A 16961-nucleotide genomic window follows, 5' to 3' on the forward strand; every position below is an offset into this window, starting at 1 on the left:
GCGAGATGGCCTTCCTGCTCCAGGTCGAGCGGTAGCCGCCGGTCCCCTTCGGTCAGGTAGACAAGATTGGGCACGCGTCGCCGAGCACACCACTCCTTCACGGCCTGCTCCCACTGCGCGAACGACGTGTCGCGCCCCGGTAGTTCGTCCGAGCCGAGAAGCCAGCGGGCAGGGGACAACACAATGCGTCCGTACCTAATGCGCGGCAGGAACGGTAGACGGGATGCAACGCCCCAGTCGAAGCCGGTGACCACGGCGTTTTGAGCCCGCCCTACCTCGACGAGGAACCGTGCCAGCGGCGGGGTGTGTGCGCGAAGGTCCAAGGCATGGGGCATCACCGGTTCCAGCCTCCGCCTGGAGCTCAGCGAGGCCAGATACAGACGACGGCTGTCGCACCCCACCGCCAGATCGTCCAACCGGATGGTGCCGTGCTCCGGGTTGTGGTGCTCACCAAGCCTGATCACGGTCGGCAGCAGCACAGGAGCGCGTGTCACGTGCGCGGCATTCTCAGCAAGGGGTGGGAAGGACAGCTGCACCGGCAACGTCTCGGGGTCGTTGGTCGGGAGATGCGCGAACGTGGCGGTGAAACGCTGCTGATCGGGCCGCTCCAGCAGGCCGATGAACCTTCCGGTCAGCGTGCCGACACCGCGTGAGACGCTGACGATCGCCAGGTGAAACTCACCCCGCTCAAGCGCGGCCTTGGAGGTCGCCTGAACGCGGAAGCACAGCTCCAGGTGCGGCGCCGGTTGCGCGTGCGCGAGGTCGCCGGCCGAAAGCTCGTCGATCACCCGATCGTCCAGGAGGATCTCCTGGCGACCGTCCAGCGCCGCAGCCTGGGCCAGCCCAAGCAGCCGCTCCTCCCGGGCGGATACCTTCACACGGAGTGTCTCCGCGGTACTGCCCAGGTATCCGGTTGGAAAGCCTAGCCCGACGTCGGGGTCTACGACATCCAGGACCGGAATCAAGGCACCCGTGCCGTAGCGTTCGAAGAACCGCGTGGCGTAGCTCCGCCAGGCAGCCGTACCAAACGGGTGGGCCGTCAGGCGTGCCAGCACCGAGGCCGCCGCCTCGGCTTCGTCCGCGACCTGCCGCGGCAGAACGAGGCGGCAATCCAGCCGCAGATCAACGGCCAGCGGCTGCCGCGCCTGATCGGTGAGCGCCGTCATCAGACGGGCTACGGTCGTCCGGATATGCCGGAGCGATCGGATGGTGTCAACGGCGTTGTGATGGTCCAGCGCCGCCTTGATCTCCCTCAGCCGGGACAGCAACATCGCCACCTGCGGAACATCTCCCGCACCGACGGCCTCCGCCTGCTCCAGCAGATGGCTGAAGGCATCGGCGGTCGTACTCGGTGCGTGTAGGCCGCTGAGCAGCACTCGTTGCTTCACCAACTCGGTAAGCAGTCCTTCGATCACGGACGACGGCGCCTCCGGGAACTCGGCCGCCAGCTTCCCGGCCAGCTCTTCGCCTTGGATCGGTGAGCTGGCCGCCTCCACGGCCGCCTGGACCGCCGCCGTGTACCGCATTGATATCTCGCCCACGTCTGTGTGGTCGGTTGCCTGCGAACGGCCCTGATGAGGCACGATCAAGCGTCGGCCACGGACGAAGCACAGGTTGTTGAAGACCAGCGGCAGCCGCAGAACAAGCTGCGGGCACGACTCCAACTGCACGATGACGGCAGCGAGCCAGGAAGCGTCGGCTCGTGCGACAGCTTGGTGCCCACTGCCCCAGCCCAGCTTGAGCTCCGTACCGACTGATGCGGGCGCGATCCCGGCGAACAAGCCGAACGGCGTGGCCCGGCCGGTCATCCGCAGAAGGTACCTGGCCACGGAAAGCACGGTGCGGCGTACCGCCTGGGGCTCGGGGCACCCTGCCGCGCACACCATTTTCACCCGATCCGCGAGGGCGGGGCTGGAGTGCTCGATGGCCTCGGCGACCCTGTCCATCGACCAGACTTCTCGCAACCACTCCCGCCACCGCCGCACCTCTGCGGGCCCGCCACCGCTCAGGCGTGGCCAAGCCGGGACCGCCAGTTCAGCGTGTACAGCAGCCCTCACCAGCCAAGGATCAGCACATCGGTAGAGCTTCGGACCATGTCCAAACTCCATGAACCCCTCCGTGGTGATGGTTCTTCGTCCAACGAGCGGCAGACAGCCGATGGCGGGCCGGTATCGGCCCGCCATCGGGGGCACGCTGCCTAGGCCATGGCGGTGGCGCACGGGCTGGCGCAGGTGCTGCCGCATCCGTCGTCAGTGAGGTTGATCAGGTTCGCGGCGCCGCCGCTGCTTTCCAGGACGCGAATGTCCAGGTCGAAGGGCTGGTCAACGTCGACCACCGTGTTCATGGATCACTCCTTGGAGACTCGGAACATTGCGATCACCCGCCGTAGTCGGTGGGTGTACGAGACGGCTCCACTCTGACTACCGAGCGGCCGCTGTGGAACGTCGTACATCGGGGCAGTCAGAGGGCAGATTGGGGGCAGATTCGGAACTCCTCGGCGACCACTCTGTGCGACCATGACGGCGTGCAGCGCCGAGAGGAGAGCCGCCATGCCTCAGCCCAATCACCAGCTTCGCGAGGCACGTGAACAGCGCGAATCGCCCCATGAGCCCGGTGAGCCCATGTCCCGCCAGGAGCTGGCCGACCTGGTCAACGCCTGGATACATGAGCATCTGGGACGTGTCGCGTGCCTGACGGCGAACTACATCGGCAAGCTGGAACGAGGCCTGGTGAGCTGGCCGAACGCCGATTACCGAGCGGCGTTACGCGACCTGCTCGGCGCCGGCGCCGACCGCGATCTGGGCTTCCGCCGCCCTCGTCGTCATGCTCGGGGAGCGACTACCGTTACCGACGTGGACCGGAAAGACTTCCTCCGTACGGCCCTCGGCACGGCTTTGTCGGTTCCCCTTGCCGACTTGCTAATCCCCACTGAACCGTCCACAGTGCCCGCTGTGGTGAGTCCCGCGGACATTCAAGAGATCCGTACCATCGCGGGCCTGTTCTCCACCTGGGATCACACCTATGGCGGAAGCCTGGTCAGGGAGGCCGTCAACGCGCAACTACGCCAGTCGGTCGCCCTGCTCGATAAGGCCCGTTGCCCACCGCAACTCCACGACGACCTCTACGCGGCGGTGGGAGTCCTCGGCCACGCCGCGGGTTTCATGGCGTTCGACGCCTATGCTCACAACGACGCGAGGCGTATGTTCCGGCTCGCCCTGGCATGTGCCGAACAGGCCGGTGACTGGCACCTGCGGGCCAAGGTGTTGTCCAGCATGGCTCGCCAGGCCATCTGGTGCGGCGACCCCGACAAGGGAATGACCTTGGTGGAACTCGCTATGGTTCGCTCTGATCGGCTGACACCAGCGGAACGTGCCATGCTGCTGTCCGCGCGTGCCCGGGCGTTGGCCAAGCTCGGACGTTCACAAGAGACCGTCAACACCGTGGGCTTGGCGGACGAGGAGTTCACATGTGTCAGGCCAGAGGAGGAAGCTCCCTGGATGCGCTACTACGACGCGGCCCAGCATTCCGGTGACACGGGGCATGCACTGTTCGACATCGCCATCCACGGGGGATCTTTCGACGAGGCGTCCCGCCGGCTCGCGGCGGCGGTGCACGGTCACACCCCTGTCTACGTTCGGTCCCGAGCGATCAGCGGTATCAAGCTCGCAACTCTCACCATGTCGACCGGCGACCCTGATGAGGCCGCCTCCATCGGAGAACGCGCCGTACACGACGCCGGCATAGTCCGGTCCCGGCGTGCCGCCGACGATCTGCGCGAGCTTTATCGCACGGCCACCCCTTACCAGCGTCGCGATTCCGTGGCAAAACTCCGCCGCCGCATCGAGGAAGCCGTGCGGGCATGACGGGCACTTCGGAGGAGACGGCCCGTGCGATGCTTCGGGAAGCCTGCGCAGAGGCCGGCCTGGATGCGACCGGTGCCACGTTGGTCCGCCAAGGCGAGAACACGATCTACAGGCTGCCCGGAGGCGTGATCGCCCGGGTGAGCCGGCCAGGCCAGGTGTCGGCCGCCGCTCGTGAGGTGAGCATCGCCCGATGGCTGGAAGCGTCCGGCGTGCCCGCCGTGCAAGTGCTGCCGGACGTCGTCCAACCTGTCGACGTCGGCGGCAGAGCGGTGACTTTTTGGCGGGAACTGCCGCCGCACCGGCACGGTACGGCGGTGCAGGTGGCAACAGCACTGCGACGACTGCACGACCTGGCGATCCCGTCCGACATCGATATCACACCTCTGGACCCGTTCGTACGGCTCACCGACCGGATCGATCGCGCCCGCACGCTTTTGGAGGACGATCGTGCGTGGATGCGCGCTCACCTGAAGCACCTGATGGAGCGGTACGCCGACCTGCCACCAGGCCGTTCCCTGTGTGTCGTCCACGGAGACGCCTGGGTCGGCAACGTGGTGTCCACCGACGGCGGCGAGGTCGTGCTGCTGGATCTGGAACGAAGCTCGGTCGGCCCTCCGGAGTGGGACCTGGTCTCCACGGCCGTGAAGGCGTTCACGCTGGGAGGCATTCCGGTCGAGGACTACAGAGACTTCGTCGGCGTCTACGGTTACGACGTCACCGCCTGGGAGGGGTTCGAGATCTTGCGGGACATCCGAGAGTTCCGTATGACCTGCATGGCGGCCCAAGTGGCCGCGGAGAACCCCACACGGCGCGACGAGGCCGACCGGCGATTGGCGTCGCTCCGCGGCTGGCGCGGCTCGCGTCCATGGACCGACTGGCGTCCCGTTCCCTAGAAGCGCGATGGGCACCTGGGACGTTCGCGTGGCGTGTGTCAGCCCGGGCGACCTTCAGACGGCGGCAGGGCTCGCTTGCTACCGTTGATGGCACGAAAGTCCAGGTCCGGAGCGAGATGATGACAAACTCGGATCTACCCGACTGGTTGATTCCTCCACCTGAAGGTTTCCAGGCCGAAGACCTCGATCACCTTCCGGATTTGCCTCCGCACACAGAGTTGATCGATGGAAGCTTGGTGCTCGCGAGCCCCCGGAAAGACTTCCACACTCTGATGTTGTATCTGCTGGAGGACGGCTTGCGCCGTACGGCCCCGGAGAATCTGCGCGTGCGGCGCGAGATGAGCGTGGTCCTGGGACCGCGACAGCGACCGGAACCGGACATCAGCGTGTTGCGGGCAGGGGCTCTCCGCGGCCTCGACACCACTGCCTACCAGGCCGCGGATGTGGTGCTGGCGGTCGAGGTCGTCTCCCCTGAGTCGGAGGAGCGCAAGCGCAAGCCCTCTCTGTACGCGGAGGCCGGCATCCCGCACTTCTGGCTGGTCGAGAATGCCGAAGCGCGCCCCACAGTGAACGTCTACGAACTCGACCCGGCGACGAGAAACTACGTCCTCTCCGGCACCTACCAGGACCGGCTTCACCTGTCCGCGCCCTTCGACATCGAGATCGACCTCACGAGGATCGACGATCTCTAGGCACGAGATCTCCTGACGCGAGGACGCCGTCGCGTCACGACGGCCCAGCCGACGATCACGCTCTCCCGATCGACGACACGCCCTCCACCCGAGGGCTATGCGACCCCGGGGAGCGGGGAGTGTCCCCATGAAACCCCTTCCGGTCACGCGGGGTTCCTTGCCATCGCCTGCCTGTGGTCGGCGTCCTTTCTGGGGAAATCACCGCGCCATGACGGGGGTGAAGTTGACACGGAGGCCGTGACGGCGGATCGTCGTACGTATAGAGGACAGTGTTGTCCGATATGCGTACACGATGGAGGGTCCGATGCCGTACTACCGCACGGTCGGCGAGGTGCCGCGTAAACGGCATGTGCAGTTCAGGCGGCCCGACGGCGGGCTGTACGCCGAGGAGTTGATGGGCGAGGAAGGCTTCTCCTCCGATTCCTCGCTGCTCTACCACCGCCACCTGCCGACCGCGATCGTCAAGGCCGAGGCCGTCACCGAGGGCTCGGGCGCCGCGCTGTCCCCGAACCTCCCGCTGTCCCCGCGCCACTTCCGCACCCAGAACCTGCCCGAGGGCGGCGACCTCGTCACCGGCCGCCGGGTGCTCGCGGGCAACGGGGACGTCCGCATGTCGTACGCCGCCGCCGACCGGCCGAGCGAGCTGTACCGCGACTCCAAGGGCGACGAATGCGTCTACATCGCGAGCGGCCGGGTGCGGTTCGAGTCCACGTACGGGGTGATCGAGGCAGGTGAGGGCGACTACGTCGTCATCCCGACGGGCACGATCCACCGCTGGGTGCCGCTCGACGGCACGGTCGTGAAGGCGCTCGCCATCGAGGCCGCCGGGCACATCCGCCCGCCCAAGCGCTACCTGTCGCAGTACGGCCAGTTCCTGGAGCACGCGCCGTACTCCGAGCGCGACCTGCGGGCGCCCGGCGAACCGCTGATCGTCGAGGACGGCGAGACCCCCGTCCTGGTCAGGACGCGGGGCGGCCTCACCCGCCTCACCTACGCCCACCACCCGTTCGACGTGGTCGGCTGGGACGGCTACCTGTACCCGTACGCCTTCAACATCGCCGACTTCGAGCCGATCGTGAAGCGGACGCACGCGCCGCCGCCCGTCCATCAGACCTTCGAGGGGCCGGGCTTCGTGATCTGCTCATTCTGCCCCCGGCCGCTCGACTTCCACCCCGAGGCGGTGCCGATCCCGTACAACCACCACAATGTGGACTCCGACGAGTTCATGTTCTACGCGGGCGGGGACTACACCGCCCGCAAGGGGTCCGGCATCGACGTCGGCTCCATCTCGCTGCACCCGGCGGGCTTCACGCACGGGCCGCAGCCAGGGGCGGTCGAGGCGGCCGTCGAGGCCGTGCGCCAGGGGGTGACGGTCACCAGCGAGCTCGCCGTCATGGTCGACACCTTCCGCCCGCTCGACCTGGGCGATTCCGCGCTCGCCTGTGAGGACCCCGGCTACGCCTGGACGTGGGCCCGATGAACCCGCTGTTCACCGACCTCGTTGACGACGCGGGGCTGTTCCCGCCGACGCGGCTGCCGATGTCGGACGCTCTGGCCCGGCACTACGTCGACGAGGACGCCGCGAGCCCCGTGCTCACGCACCGCTTCCTGTGCGCGGCCGACCGCCTGGACGAGTTGGGCGCGCTGCTGACCCGACCGCTCCGGGCCGGGATCATCCTCGAACGCTCGGCCACCCCGGACCTTTCGGCGCTGACCGGGCTGACGGGCATCGAGATCGAGATCGTCGAGGGCGCCCTCCCGCCGGGCGCGGACGTCTCCGCCCTTGCCGTGCAGGTTCGGATGGCGGCGCCGAAGGCCCGGCTGTTCGTCGAGGTCCCGGCCGGGGAGTTCGCCCATCTTCCGCCTGGTGTGGGGGCGAAGGTCCGCTGCGGAGGGGTGACGGCGGACCTGTTCCCGTCCGTGCACGACCTCGGCCTGTTCATCCGTACCTGCGCCCTGCGGGGCACGCCGTTCAAGGCCACCGCCGGGCTGCACCACGCCGTACGGCACGCGGACCCGAGCCTCGGCGTGTACCGTCACGGCTTCCTCAACCTGCTGCTGGCGGTGTGCGCGGCCGTCGAGGGCCGGGATCCGGTGCCCGTGCTGGAGCTCATGGACCGGCACGAACTCGCCGATCTCGCCCACGCCGTGCCCCCCGAGACCGTGCTGCGGGCGCGCGGCCTGCTGGTCTCGTACGGTTCGTGCAACACCACCACACCGATCGAGGATCTTCAGGGGCTCGGCCTGATCGGCCCGTCCACCGCCGGGCCCGTTGTGGCCTCCGTACGCGAGGCCGTGGAAGTGGGGACGCCGATGACCAGTTGGGTGCCCGGAGCGGACGCCTCCCCGTACGGGCCGGAGAACCTGCCCTACGGCGTGTTCTCCAGGCCCGGCGAGCCGGCGCGGGCGGGGGTGCGCATCGGCGACCACGTCCTCGACCTCGCGCCCGTGCTGCACGACGAGGTGTTCGCGGCGCCGAGCCTCAACGGGTTCCTGGCGCGGGGCCGCACGGCCTGGAGCGACACCCGGCGCCGCGTCCAGCGCCTGCTGTCGGCCCAGGCCGAGGAGGCGGCGGCGAACCGCGCGGCCGTCGAGCCCCATCTGATCCCTCTGGCCGAGGTGCGGCTGCACCGGCCGATCGAGGTCGGCGACTACGTCGACTTCTACTGCTCGCTGGAGCACGCCACCAACCTCGGCCGCATGTTCCGCCCGGACGGCGAGCCGCTGCCGCCCAACTGGCGACACCTGCCCGTGGGGTATCACGGCAGGTCAGGCACGGTGGTCGTCTCGGGCACGCCGATCACCCGGCCGCGCGGGCAGCGCGTCCCCGCTCCCGGACGGCCGCCCGTGCTCGGGCCGTCGGCCAAGCTGGACATCGAGGCGGAACTGGGCTTCGTCGTCGGAACGCCGACCCGTCTCGGCGAGGCCGCCGGGGACTTCGCCGACCACGTCTTCGGGGTGACGCTCGTCAACGACTGGAGCGCCCGCGACATCCAGTCCTGGGAGTACGTCCCGCTCGGGCCGTTCCTCGGCAAGTCGTTCGCCACGTCGATCTCCCCGTGGATCACGCCGCTGGAGGCGCTCGGGCACGCGCGGGTGGCCGGGCGGACGCAGGACCCCGAGCCGCTCCCGTACCTGGGCAGACGGGAGCCGTGGGGGCTGGACATCACGATGCGGGTCGAGCTGAACGGGGAACCGATCTCCGCGCCTCCGTACCGGGAGATGTACTGGACGCCGGACCAGATGCTCGCCCACATGACCGTCAATGGCGCCTCGCTGCGCACGGGCGACCTGTTCGCCAGCGGGACGGTGTCCGGGGCCGAGCCCGGCCAGCGGGGGTCGCTCATCGAGATCACCTGGAACGGTGGCGAGCCGATCAAGCTGGCGGACGGCCGGGTCCGTACATTCCTGGAGGACGGCGACACGGTGACGATCACCGCCACGGCCCCCGGGCCGACCGGCACGTCCATCGCCCTGGGCGAGGTGACAGGCACGATCCTCCCCACCCGCCCCTGACACACCCTGTGTGACCGCACTCCGACACAACCCCGCGTGACCGCTGCTCCTCGCCCTGGCGAACCACAACATCGAGGAGAAGCCGACAACCCGCTCCGGCGTACGGAGGAGACGCCCCCTCCCCGGCGGCGCCCCTGGAACCTCACCCCGTACGAGGCCGAGCGGGTTGTCACGGGTTGAAGCCGGGCCGGTCCTTCGCGTTATCCACAGAGGTGGCCGTCCTGCGCGTGGTTATCCACAGGGATGACTACTTGGCGCAACGAGCCCACCACGCAGCGATACGCTGTTCGTGCATCTGATCATCGATGGACGAAGGGCGGGACGATGCGGCACCCCCTGATCATGCCCGTGATCCTTCTCATGTTCGTCACCGGCGGCTCGCAGGTGATCGCCGCTCCTCGACCTTCGGCGCGTCCGCCTGCCGCCGCCATCACGGTCACCCCCGCGCCCGGCTCGCCCCGCGCCCGGCCCGACCGCCATGTACGCGTCATGGTCACGAAGGGCACGCTGACCAGCGTTGACGTCTCCGCCGGCGGGGCCAGGGTTCCGGGCCGGTTCGACCGCGCGCGCCGCGCGTGGCGCTCGACGTGGACGTTGACGCCGGGCACCGAGTACGTCGTGTCGGCGTCGGCGAGCCCGGTCCGGCACGGTGACCCGCCGTCCCGCGTGGTCGCCCGGTTCCGCACGCGCGCGGCGCCGCACGCCTTCGGCATCCGCCAGACGATCCCGAGCCCCGGCGAGACGGTCGGCGTCGGCATGCCCATCATCCTCACCTTCACCGGCCCCGTCCGGGACCGCGCCGCGGTCGAGCGCACTCTGGAAGTCCGCCTGGGCTCCCTGCGTTCCCTGGGCTCCCTGCGTCCCCTGAGTTCCCTGGGTTCCCGGCTGGATGGCGCGTGGCGCTGGGTGGCGGACGACCAGGTGGCCTACCGGCCGCGAACGCTCTGGCCCGCGCGGCGGCGGGTCGTCGTCACCGCGCACCTCGCCGGCGTCCGCGCCGCCCCGCACACGTTCGGCACGGCCGACCACATCCTGTCCTTCTCCGTCGGGCGCCGCCAGACCAGCATCGTGAACACCCTGACCCACCAGATGCTGGTCCACCGGGACGGCAGGCTGGTCCAGCGGATGGCCATCAGCGCGGGCAAGGGCTCGACCCGCGAGTACACCACGACGAGCGGCGTCCACCTGACCATGGACAAGGGCGACCCGGTGCGCATGGTGTCCCCCGGCAGGAAGAAGGGCGAGCCGGGCTACTACGACCTCATGATCGACCACGCGGTCCGCATCTCCAACAGCGGCGAGTACGTCCACGCCCTCGACAACGTGTGGGCCCAGGGGAAGGTCAACGTCAGCCACGGCTGCGTCAACGCCCGGCCCGACCAGGCGGCGTGGTTCTACGACAGTTCCCTGCGCGGCGATCCTGTGATCGTCACCGGCACCGACAGGAGGCTGGAATGGTGGAACGGGTGGGGTTTCTGGCAGTTGTCCTGGGACGAATGGCGCAAGGGAAGCGCGCTGAGCGACCCCTCGGCTCTGGCCCTGCCATGGTCCACGAAATAGGTCTACGGTGGCCTTTAAGGAACCACAGACGCCTAAAACGCGTTCCTCATTAGAGGAGGGCCGACGCGATGGACTCGTGGATCTTCTGGTTGATGCTCGCGGCGGCGCTCGGTGTGGCAGAGATCTTCACGCTCACCGCGGCGCTCGGGCTGCTCGGTGCGGCCGCCCTGCTCACGGCCGCCGTCGCGGCGATCGGTCTGCCTGCCGGAGTCCAGCTGGCGACGTTCATCCTCGCCTCGGTGGCGAGCATCGTCCTCCTGCGTCCCGTCGCCCGGCGCCACCTGACGCAGCCGCCCGCGCAGCGGTTCGGCGTGTCGGCGCTGGTCGGCAAGTCTGCTTATGTCACGCGCGAGGTCACCGGCAGGAACGGCCGCGTGCGCATAGGCGGAGAAGAGTGGTCCGCCCGCGCCTATGACGAGACGCTGGTGATCCCGGCGGGCGCGACGGTGGACGTCATCCAGATCGAAGGGGCTACCGCCCTCGTCTATCCCCGGGAGTGAAGCATGGACGCCGCTTTCATCGCCGGAATCGTGATCGTGTTGTTCGCGGTGCTCACGGTCCTGCGCGGCGTACGAATCGTCCCGCAGGCGCGGGCCGGCAACGTCGAGCGCCTCGGCCGTTACAACCGCACGCTCGGCCCCGGGCTGAACTTCGTCATCCCGTACGTCGACCGCGTGCGCCCGCTGATCGACCTGCGCGAGCAGGTGGTCTCCTTCAAGCCGCAGCCCGTCATCACCGAGGACAACCTGGTCGTCGACATCGACACCGTCCTGTACTTCCAGGTCACCGACCCGCGCGCCGCCGCGTACGAGATCGCCAACTTCATCCAGGGCGTCGAGCAGCTCACGGTCACCACGCTGAGGAACGTCGTCGGCGGCATGGACCTGGAGAGGACGCTGACCTCCCGCGACACGATCAACAGTCAACTGCGCGGCGTGCTGGACGAGGCCACCGGCAAGTGGGGCATCCGGGTCAACCGCGTCGAGATCAAGGCCATCGACCCTCCCAAGACCATCAAGGAGGCGATGGAGAAGCAGATGCGCGCCGAACGTGACAAGCGCGCCGCCATCCTCACCGCCGAGGGTCTTCGCCAGTCGCAGATCCTCACGGCCGAGGGCGAGAAGCAGAGCGCGATCCTGCGCGCCGAGGGCGAGCGCACCTCCGCCATCCTGAAGGCCGAGGGCCAGTCGCAGGCCATCGACGAGGTGTTCCAGGCCGTCCACCGCAACGACCCCGACCCCAAGCTCCTCGCCTACCAGTACCTCCAGGTGCTCCCGCAGCTCGCCCAGGGCCAGGGCAACACCTTCTGGGTCATCCCGAGCGAGGTGACCTCCGCCCTCCAGGGCGTCTCTCGGGCCTTCACCGAAGCCCTCCCGAAGTCCGCCGCCACCCGAGAGGTTCCCGACACCAGGTCCGCCGCCAGGACGGAGGCCGCCGACGCCGAAGAGGCCGCCAAGGCCGCGATCGCCGACGCCGAGGACACCGGCCCCCGCTCCCTGACCTCCGGCACCCCGGCGGTCGACCCACTGCCGACCGCCAACGAACAGCCCGCCCCTGACGAGGTCCCCAACAGGCCCGCCAATCCCTGACTCCCCCAGCCAGAGGGAGGAGACATTCACGCCAGGGGGGCGGCAGAGAGAACAGCGAGCCGGAACCGGCCCGGCGGGCACGGGTGCTCCGCGCTCCTGGCGATGGCTGCGGGACGGTCAGGATCGGGCTTTGGTGAGGGCGGCTGCGAAGTCGTGGGCGCGGGTCAGTTCCGCGCGGATCGGGGTGAGGACGAGGTCGTGGCCGACCATGTCCACACTCGACCACAAGGCCTTGCGGGCCTTGCGGGCTCGGCGGCGGGCGCTGAGAGACGCGAGGACGCGGCAGAGCAGGGCGATCAGGATGCCGGCCGCGGCACCGCCGGCCAGGAGGACGGTGGGCCAGGGGACGACACCCAGCGTGGGCGTGGGCACCTCGGGAAGCCGCATGTAGTCGACGAGGAAGAGGCCGCTCAGCCACAGCAAGCCTGTGATCATCGCGGCGAACACCAGCCACTGCGCGAATCCGGCGGCCCGCCACCAGCGCGGCTGCCTGCCCGCGCCGACGAATGTCAGCGAAACGGCCCGGTCAAGCCTGTCGGCGAGTTCGTCGGCCCGCGCGCGTGAGGCCCGCCGTACGGCCATGGTCCAGGGCTCGGGCAGCCCCGACGCGGCCGCCGACGCGACGTCCCTGATCGCCATGTCCATCTGCGACCGCTGGATGGCCGTGGCGGGCGGGATCGACGTACGTCCAATGGCCAAAGGCACGCCTCCTGCGGGGATGCCACGGCGCTGCTCGCCGCCCTTCCCCGGGGAGGGACCTGCCGAGAGGCCGCCGGGTCCCGGACCGGGCTTGGCGGTGCCGAGATCGTCCGAGCGGGAGGAGTCCAGGGAGCGACTCTCCGGTGAGGCGCCAAGGCGCAGCGCGTCCTGGGGCGAACCCCGCATGCCGTGGGAACTGGACACCATGGGGCCGGCCCCGGGTCGGATGCCCACGCGCAGGCGGCGCAGCGGGTCGGGGCGGAAGCGGCGGAGCCAGCGCGTGACCGGCCAGCCGGTGGCCACGATCGAGCGGTGCCGGTGCGCCTTGGCGACGGCGTCCACGACGAGCGGGACACCCGCCGCCTCGGCGAGCGCGTCGGTCAGAGGCGCGGCCAGCTCACCTGTGACGGCCTGCTCGGCGGCCCGCGCCCGCCTGCCCAACTCGGCCACCGACTCGGGCGAGGGAGTGGACCTGGGCGGCTGAGAGGCGGCGGGGGACCCGGGCGGCGGGTGGGTACCGGCCGGTGCGGGTGGAAGGGGGGCGGGACCGGATGAGGCTGTGGCGAGGAGGTCTGCGGCCAGGAGGGCGTCCGCGGCGAGCCGGGAGGCCCACGTGCGCCGGTCCGCGACGCGTGCGGCCAGGGCCGAGCGCACCTCCCCGATGCCCTCGTCCCTCGGCACCGACGTCGCCAGCACCGGCACCCCGCGCAGCCCGTCCTCGTCCAGCAGCCGCCGCAGGTCGTTAAGGCACCGCTTCACGGCCGAGGGCGTGAGCCGGTCCGTCTGGTTCAGGACCACCATCATCACGTCCCGGTGGCGGCTCAGCGGGCGAAGGTACCGCTCGTGAACGGCCGCGTCCGCGTACTTCTGCGGGTCCAGCACCCACACCAGAAGATCGACGACGGCGACCAGCCGGTCGACCTCCAGACGGTGCGCCAGCTCGATCGAATCGTGGTCGGGCAGGTCGAGCAGGATCAGTCCCGAGAGCGGATCATTGTCCTGCCCCGCCTGCAGCGAGGAGAGCCGCCCCCGATCGGCCCCGGGCCCGAGGGAGGCGGAAGCGGGCCGCTCGGCGGGGGCGCGCTGCCCCTGCTCGAAGGGTCCACCAGCCGATACGGAGTCGTCCTGAACGGGCGGGTGCCACGTGTCGGCCCCGTCGACCGTGTGGCGGCGGGGGATGTCCAGCCAGTCGAGGAGCGGCCCCGCGCCCTCCGGGTCCCACATCGCCGCGTGCGCCGCCGAGGTGGTCGGACGGGTGACGCCGACCCGGGCCAGGGACGTGCCCGAGAGCGTGTTGAACAGCGACGACTTCCCACTGCCCGTGGCTCCCGCGAGCGCCACAACGGTGTGGTCGACCGACAGGTTGCGGCGTGCCCCGGCGCGCGCCACCACGGCATGGGCCCCGGCCACCGCGGACCCGTCGAGCCGGCCTTCGGCGAGGTCGGCGGCATCGGCCAGCGCGGCGAGCCGATCGTCCAGCGACACGCCTTTGGTCCGGCGAAGCACCTTCATCGTGACCTGTCCACCTGAGCCGGGGAATCGACCTGCGCGCCCGAGCCCAGAGATCGGGCCGACCTGGTCGCGTCCGGCGGACCCCCGCCGGCGCCCGTCCCTGCGGGGACGCCGATCGCGTCGCGGTGGGCGTGGACGTCCTGGGCCGCCCTGCGGAGGGCGGCGGCGGCGTCCTCGGGCGGGCCGACTCCGTCGAGCAGCGAGGTGAACCGGACGGCCTCCTCGTCCAGGAGCACTCTCACCCGGCCCCGCAGATCCTCCCGCGCCGCCTGCGTCAGAGTACGAACGGCCTGGTCGCCGAAGACCGCCTCCAGCAGCTTCTGGCTCAGCAGGCTGGTGCCGCCCGCGATGCCCACCTCGATGCCGGTGATCCCGCCCGTGGAGGTGAAGACCATGAGCATGAGCATCAACCCCGCCACGTTGACGCTGAACGAGGCGAGCCGCGCGGTCGTCCGCTTCTCGGTCCCCTCCTCGGCGACGAGGTCGAGCACGTACCCCTGCCACGCCCGCAGGGCCGACGAGGCGCGCTCGGGAAGGCCGGACGAGGCACGGCCGAGGCGCCCCGCGGAGATCACCCCCGCGCGTTCGAGCACGTCACGGCCTGCGGGCGTGCCCGACCAGCCATCCAGGGCACGCTCGGCGGCGGCGTCCGCGGCGGAGCGGATCAGCGCCTCCAGCCCCGTCTCCAGGGCGACGCGCAGCCGGGTTTCGGGCGCGGGCCGTCCGGTGAAGGCGGATACGAGGCGTTCGCGCAGCCAGCCGATCCGCGACTCCAGCGAGCGCATGAAGTCGCCGGTGCCGATGAAGTCATGCCAGCGGGCCAGCACCTCGCCGCGCAGCAGCGACCCGTCGCGGACCCCGTCGTCGAACGTCGCCATGGCCGCCCCGTACGCGCCGTCGATCGTGCGGCGAAGATCGGCGACTCCGGCCCGCTGGCGCTCGGCCGCGTCGGCGAGGGCGGGGACGCGGGTCGTGATGCTGTCCAGCGCGCCGGCGAGCGTCCGGCGTACGACCTGGTCACGTGCGTGGGCGTCGGCGGCGATGGCGGCGAGCCAGCCGCGCACGTCGCGGACGGCGGGCTCCGGCAGGCGCGCATTCTCCTCGGGAAGCGCCACTTCGGGCACGCTGAACAGCGGCGTCCCCGGGAGGCCGTTCTCGTCGAGCAGGCGGGTGAGGTGGGCGGTGACCGGTTCGAGGGCCTCGGGCGGGACGCGGTCGAGGACGACGGCGAGGGCCGTGCTGCGCTCACGGGCGCTGCGCAGGAACCCCCAGGGCACCTCGTCGGCGTACCGGACGGCGGTGGTGACGAACAGCCACAGATCGGCGGCGGCGAGCAGTTGCGCGGCGATCTCGCGGTTGGCGGTGACGACCGAGTCGATGTCGGGGGCGTCGAGCAGGGCCAGCCCGGCGGGGAGCGTGTCCGCCGTGACCACCCGGAGCGTCCCCGGCTCACCGCGCCCCCGCCCTGTCGTCCTCGCCAGCCCTGGAAGGACGTTCTGCCTGCCGAACCACGCCTCGTCGGCCGGGTTGGCCACGAGGGTCGGGGCGAGGGTGGTGGGGCGCAGCACTCCCGTCTCGGCGACGTCGGCGCAGGCCAGCGAGTTGACCAGCGTGGACTTGCCCGCCCCTGTGGACCCGCCGACGACGGCGAGCAGCGGCGCGTCCATCGCGGCCACGCGCGGGAGCAGGTAGTCGTCGAGTTGCCCCCTGAGCTCCTTCAGGGCATGGCGATGCGAGGCGACGTCCCCGATCTCCAGCGGGAAGAGGTCGTGATCGAGCCGACGCCGCAGGTCTCCCAGGGCCGCGAGCAGACCCTCGTTCCCTGCCATACGACCGGTCATGCCCCAGGAGGGCCGAGGTATCCACTACCTGCGGAAAACCCTAGGTCAGGGCCTCACGATGCCGTAGGCCGACGGATCGGACGCCCGACGCCGCCGCCGCGGACCGGGTCAAACTCCTGGTGCCGGTGAGGCGGACGGGGCGTCCGTGCCTCCGCCGGACTGACGGGGAGGCATGCTGGGCAGCAGGGGGCGGCATTTCTTCAGGGCGGCGGCGACGGCGGGGTCGTCCGTCTTCAGGTCGCGCATGCCGGTGCCGTTCTGTGGCAGTTCGGCGCCGTTGTCCTTCATGCAGGTACGGAACGCCTCCAGCGCGGACGCGTCGAAGCCGCCGCCCCGTCCCTGGCCGAAGCCGCCACCGTTCGGCATGAGCGACCGGCACGCCTCGAACGCCTGGCGCTGCTGCGGGGACATGGTGCCGAAGTCCCTCGGTCTCCCGCTCGGCGGAACGGACGGGGAACCGCTGGGCCGAGCCGTTGGCCACCCATCAGGGCGTCCAAAGGGCATCTCCACACCGTGCTGCTTCAGACACTCGGCGAACGACGCACGCGCGTCTCCGGACCCAGTGGGCGAAGGATGGGCGCCGGTCGCCGCCTGCGAAGAATCTCCACCGCCGCAGCCGGAGGTCAACAGAGTGGGGGCTACAGCGGCGGTGCCGAGCGTTCGACGCAACACGGTCACAAGTGGACTCCGTCGGGAAACCGAGGGACTTTGGCCCGACCATCACAGGCCACCAATCTCAGAACCGCATGGGACGAACCTGAAATTCACCTGTCAACCGGGCCGCACGACCGGTGCC

Annotated in this window: 12 protein-coding genes and 1 pseudogene; 8 read left to right on the forward strand and 5 right to left on the reverse strand. The window is 70.2% G+C overall.

Annotated elements, in window-relative coordinates:
* Positions 1-5: 5 nt before the first annotated feature.
* Positions 6-2243 (reverse strand): annotated as a pseudogene (locus AB0M95_RS23265) (lantibiotic dehydratase family protein); the annotation flags it as partial.
* The gene (locus tag AB0M95_RS23270; RefSeq protein WP_358523029.1) at positions 2198-2344 is read right to left on the reverse strand and encodes an FxLD family lanthipeptide; all 147 of its coding nucleotides are present in this window, start codon (positions 2342-2344) and stop codon (positions 2198-2200) included. The pseudogene AB0M95_RS23265 and the gene AB0M95_RS23270, both read right to left, overlap by 46 nt.
* A gap of 205 nt (positions 2345-2549) precedes the next feature.
* Between AB0M95_RS23270 and AB0M95_RS23275 the strand changes: the two genes are divergently transcribed.
* The 8 genes from AB0M95_RS23275 to AB0M95_RS23310 all read left to right on the forward strand — a co-directional run bounded on the left by AB0M95_RS23275 (position 2550) and on the right by AB0M95_RS23310 (position 12113).
* Positions 2550-3863: a hypothetical protein gene (locus AB0M95_RS23275; protein WP_363768142.1), complete on the forward strand. Its 1314-nt coding sequence runs from the start codon at positions 2550-2552 to the stop codon at positions 3861-3863.
* Positions 3860-4756, forward strand: a complete 897-nt coding sequence (locus AB0M95_RS23280) for an aminoglycoside phosphotransferase family protein (RefSeq protein WP_363768145.1) — start codon at positions 3860-3862, stop codon at positions 4754-4756. The genes AB0M95_RS23275 and AB0M95_RS23280 overlap by 4 nt, the downstream gene beginning before the upstream one ends.
* 119 nt (positions 4757-4875) lie before the next feature.
* Positions 4876-5448: a Uma2 family endonuclease gene (locus AB0M95_RS23285; RefSeq protein ID WP_363768275.1), complete on the forward strand. Its 573-nt coding sequence runs from the start codon at positions 4876-4878 to the stop codon at positions 5446-5448.
* A gap of 304 nt (positions 5449-5752) precedes the next feature.
* Positions 5753-6928, forward strand: coding sequence for a homogentisate 1,2-dioxygenase domain-containing protein (locus AB0M95_RS23290; protein WP_363768148.1), 1176 nt, complete (start codon positions 5753-5755; stop codon positions 6926-6928).
* Positions 6929-7761: 833 nt separating this feature from the next.
* The gene (gene fahA, locus AB0M95_RS23295; RefSeq protein WP_363768278.1) at positions 7762-8964 is read left to right on the forward strand and encodes a fumarylacetoacetase; all 1203 of its coding nucleotides are present in this window, start codon (positions 7762-7764) and stop codon (positions 8962-8964) included.
* Positions 8965-9306: 342 nt separating this feature from the next.
* Positions 9307-10524: an Ig-like domain-containing protein gene (locus AB0M95_RS23300; RefSeq protein WP_363768151.1), complete on the forward strand. Its 1218-nt coding sequence runs from the start codon at positions 9307-9309 to the stop codon at positions 10522-10524.
* A gap of 68 nt (positions 10525-10592) precedes the next feature.
* Complete coding sequence (locus AB0M95_RS23305) at positions 10593-11024, forward strand: NfeD family protein (RefSeq protein WP_363768154.1); 432 nt, start codon at positions 10593-10595, stop codon at positions 11022-11024.
* Positions 11025-11027: 3 nt separating this feature from the next.
* Entirely contained in the window at positions 11028-12113 is a 1086-nt protein-coding gene (locus AB0M95_RS23310; RefSeq protein WP_363768157.1) for an SPFH domain-containing protein, read from the forward strand.
* Positions 12114-12230: 117 nt separating this feature from the next.
* Here AB0M95_RS23310 and AB0M95_RS23315 read toward each other — a convergent pair whose 3' ends face one another.
* From AB0M95_RS23315 to AB0M95_RS23325, 3 genes are all read right to left on the reverse strand, one after another.
* Positions 12231-14324 (reverse strand): GTPase, encoded by a 2094-nt coding sequence (locus AB0M95_RS23315; RefSeq protein ID WP_363768160.1) that lies wholly within the window; start codon positions 14322-14324, stop codon positions 12231-12233.
* Positions 14321-16153, reverse strand: coding sequence for an ABC transporter (locus AB0M95_RS23320; RefSeq protein ID WP_363768163.1), 1833 nt, complete (start codon positions 16151-16153; stop codon positions 14321-14323). Before AB0M95_RS23320 ends, AB0M95_RS23315 begins: the two co-directional genes overlap by 4 nt.
* A gap of 120 nt (positions 16154-16273) precedes the next feature.
* Complete coding sequence (locus AB0M95_RS23325; protein WP_363768166.1) at positions 16274-16576, reverse strand: hypothetical protein; 303 nt, start codon at positions 16574-16576, stop codon at positions 16274-16276.
* Between the last annotated feature and the right edge of the window lie 385 nt (positions 16577-16961).

The organism is Sphaerisporangium sp. NPDC051017 (genome assembly GCF_040683095.1).
Classification (GTDB): domain Bacteria; phylum Actinomycetota; class Actinomycetes; order Streptosporangiales; family Streptosporangiaceae; genus Sphaerisporangium.

Bases quoted from the DNA above. Each gene is read 5' to 3' on its own strand.
- AB0M95_RS23320 (WP_363768163.1), bottom strand. From the start codon at position 16,153: ATGGCAGGGAACGAGGGTCTGCTCGCGGCCCTGGGAGACCTGCGGCGT.
- fahA (WP_363768278.1), top strand. From the start codon at position 7,762: ATGACCAGTTGGGTGCCCGGAGCGGACGCCTCCCCGTACGGGCCGGAG.
- AB0M95_RS23325 (WP_363768166.1), bottom strand. From the start codon at position 16,576: ATGTCCCCGCAGCAGCGCCAGGCGTTCGAGGCGTGCCGGTCGCTCATG.
- AB0M95_RS23280 (WP_363768145.1), top strand. From the start codon at position 3,860: ATGACGGGCACTTCGGAGGAGACGGCCCGTGCGATGCTTCGGGAAGCC.
- AB0M95_RS23285 (WP_363768275.1), top strand. From the start codon at position 4,876: ATGACAAACTCGGATCTACCCGACTGGTTGATTCCTCCACCTGAAGGT.
- AB0M95_RS23315 (WP_363768160.1), bottom strand. From the start codon at position 14,324: ATGAAGGTGCTTCGCCGGACCAAAGGCGTGTCGCTGGACGATCGGCTC.
- AB0M95_RS23300 (WP_363768151.1), top strand. From the start codon at position 9,307: ATGCCCGTGATCCTTCTCATGTTCGTCACCGGCGGCTCGCAGGTGATC.
- AB0M95_RS23290 (WP_363768148.1), top strand. From the start codon at position 5,753: ATGCCGTACTACCGCACGGTCGGCGAGGTGCCGCGTAAACGGCATGTG.
- AB0M95_RS23305 (WP_363768154.1), top strand. From the start codon at position 10,593: ATGGACTCGTGGATCTTCTGGTTGATGCTCGCGGCGGCGCTCGGTGTG.
- AB0M95_RS23310 (WP_363768157.1), top strand. From the start codon at position 11,028: ATGGACGCCGCTTTCATCGCCGGAATCGTGATCGTGTTGTTCGCGGTG.
- AB0M95_RS23270 (WP_358523029.1), bottom strand. From the start codon at position 2,344: ATGAACACGGTGGTCGACGTTGACCAGCCCTTCGACCTGGACATTCGC.
- AB0M95_RS23275 (WP_363768142.1), top strand. From the start codon at position 2,550: ATGCCTCAGCCCAATCACCAGCTTCGCGAGGCACGTGAACAGCGCGAA.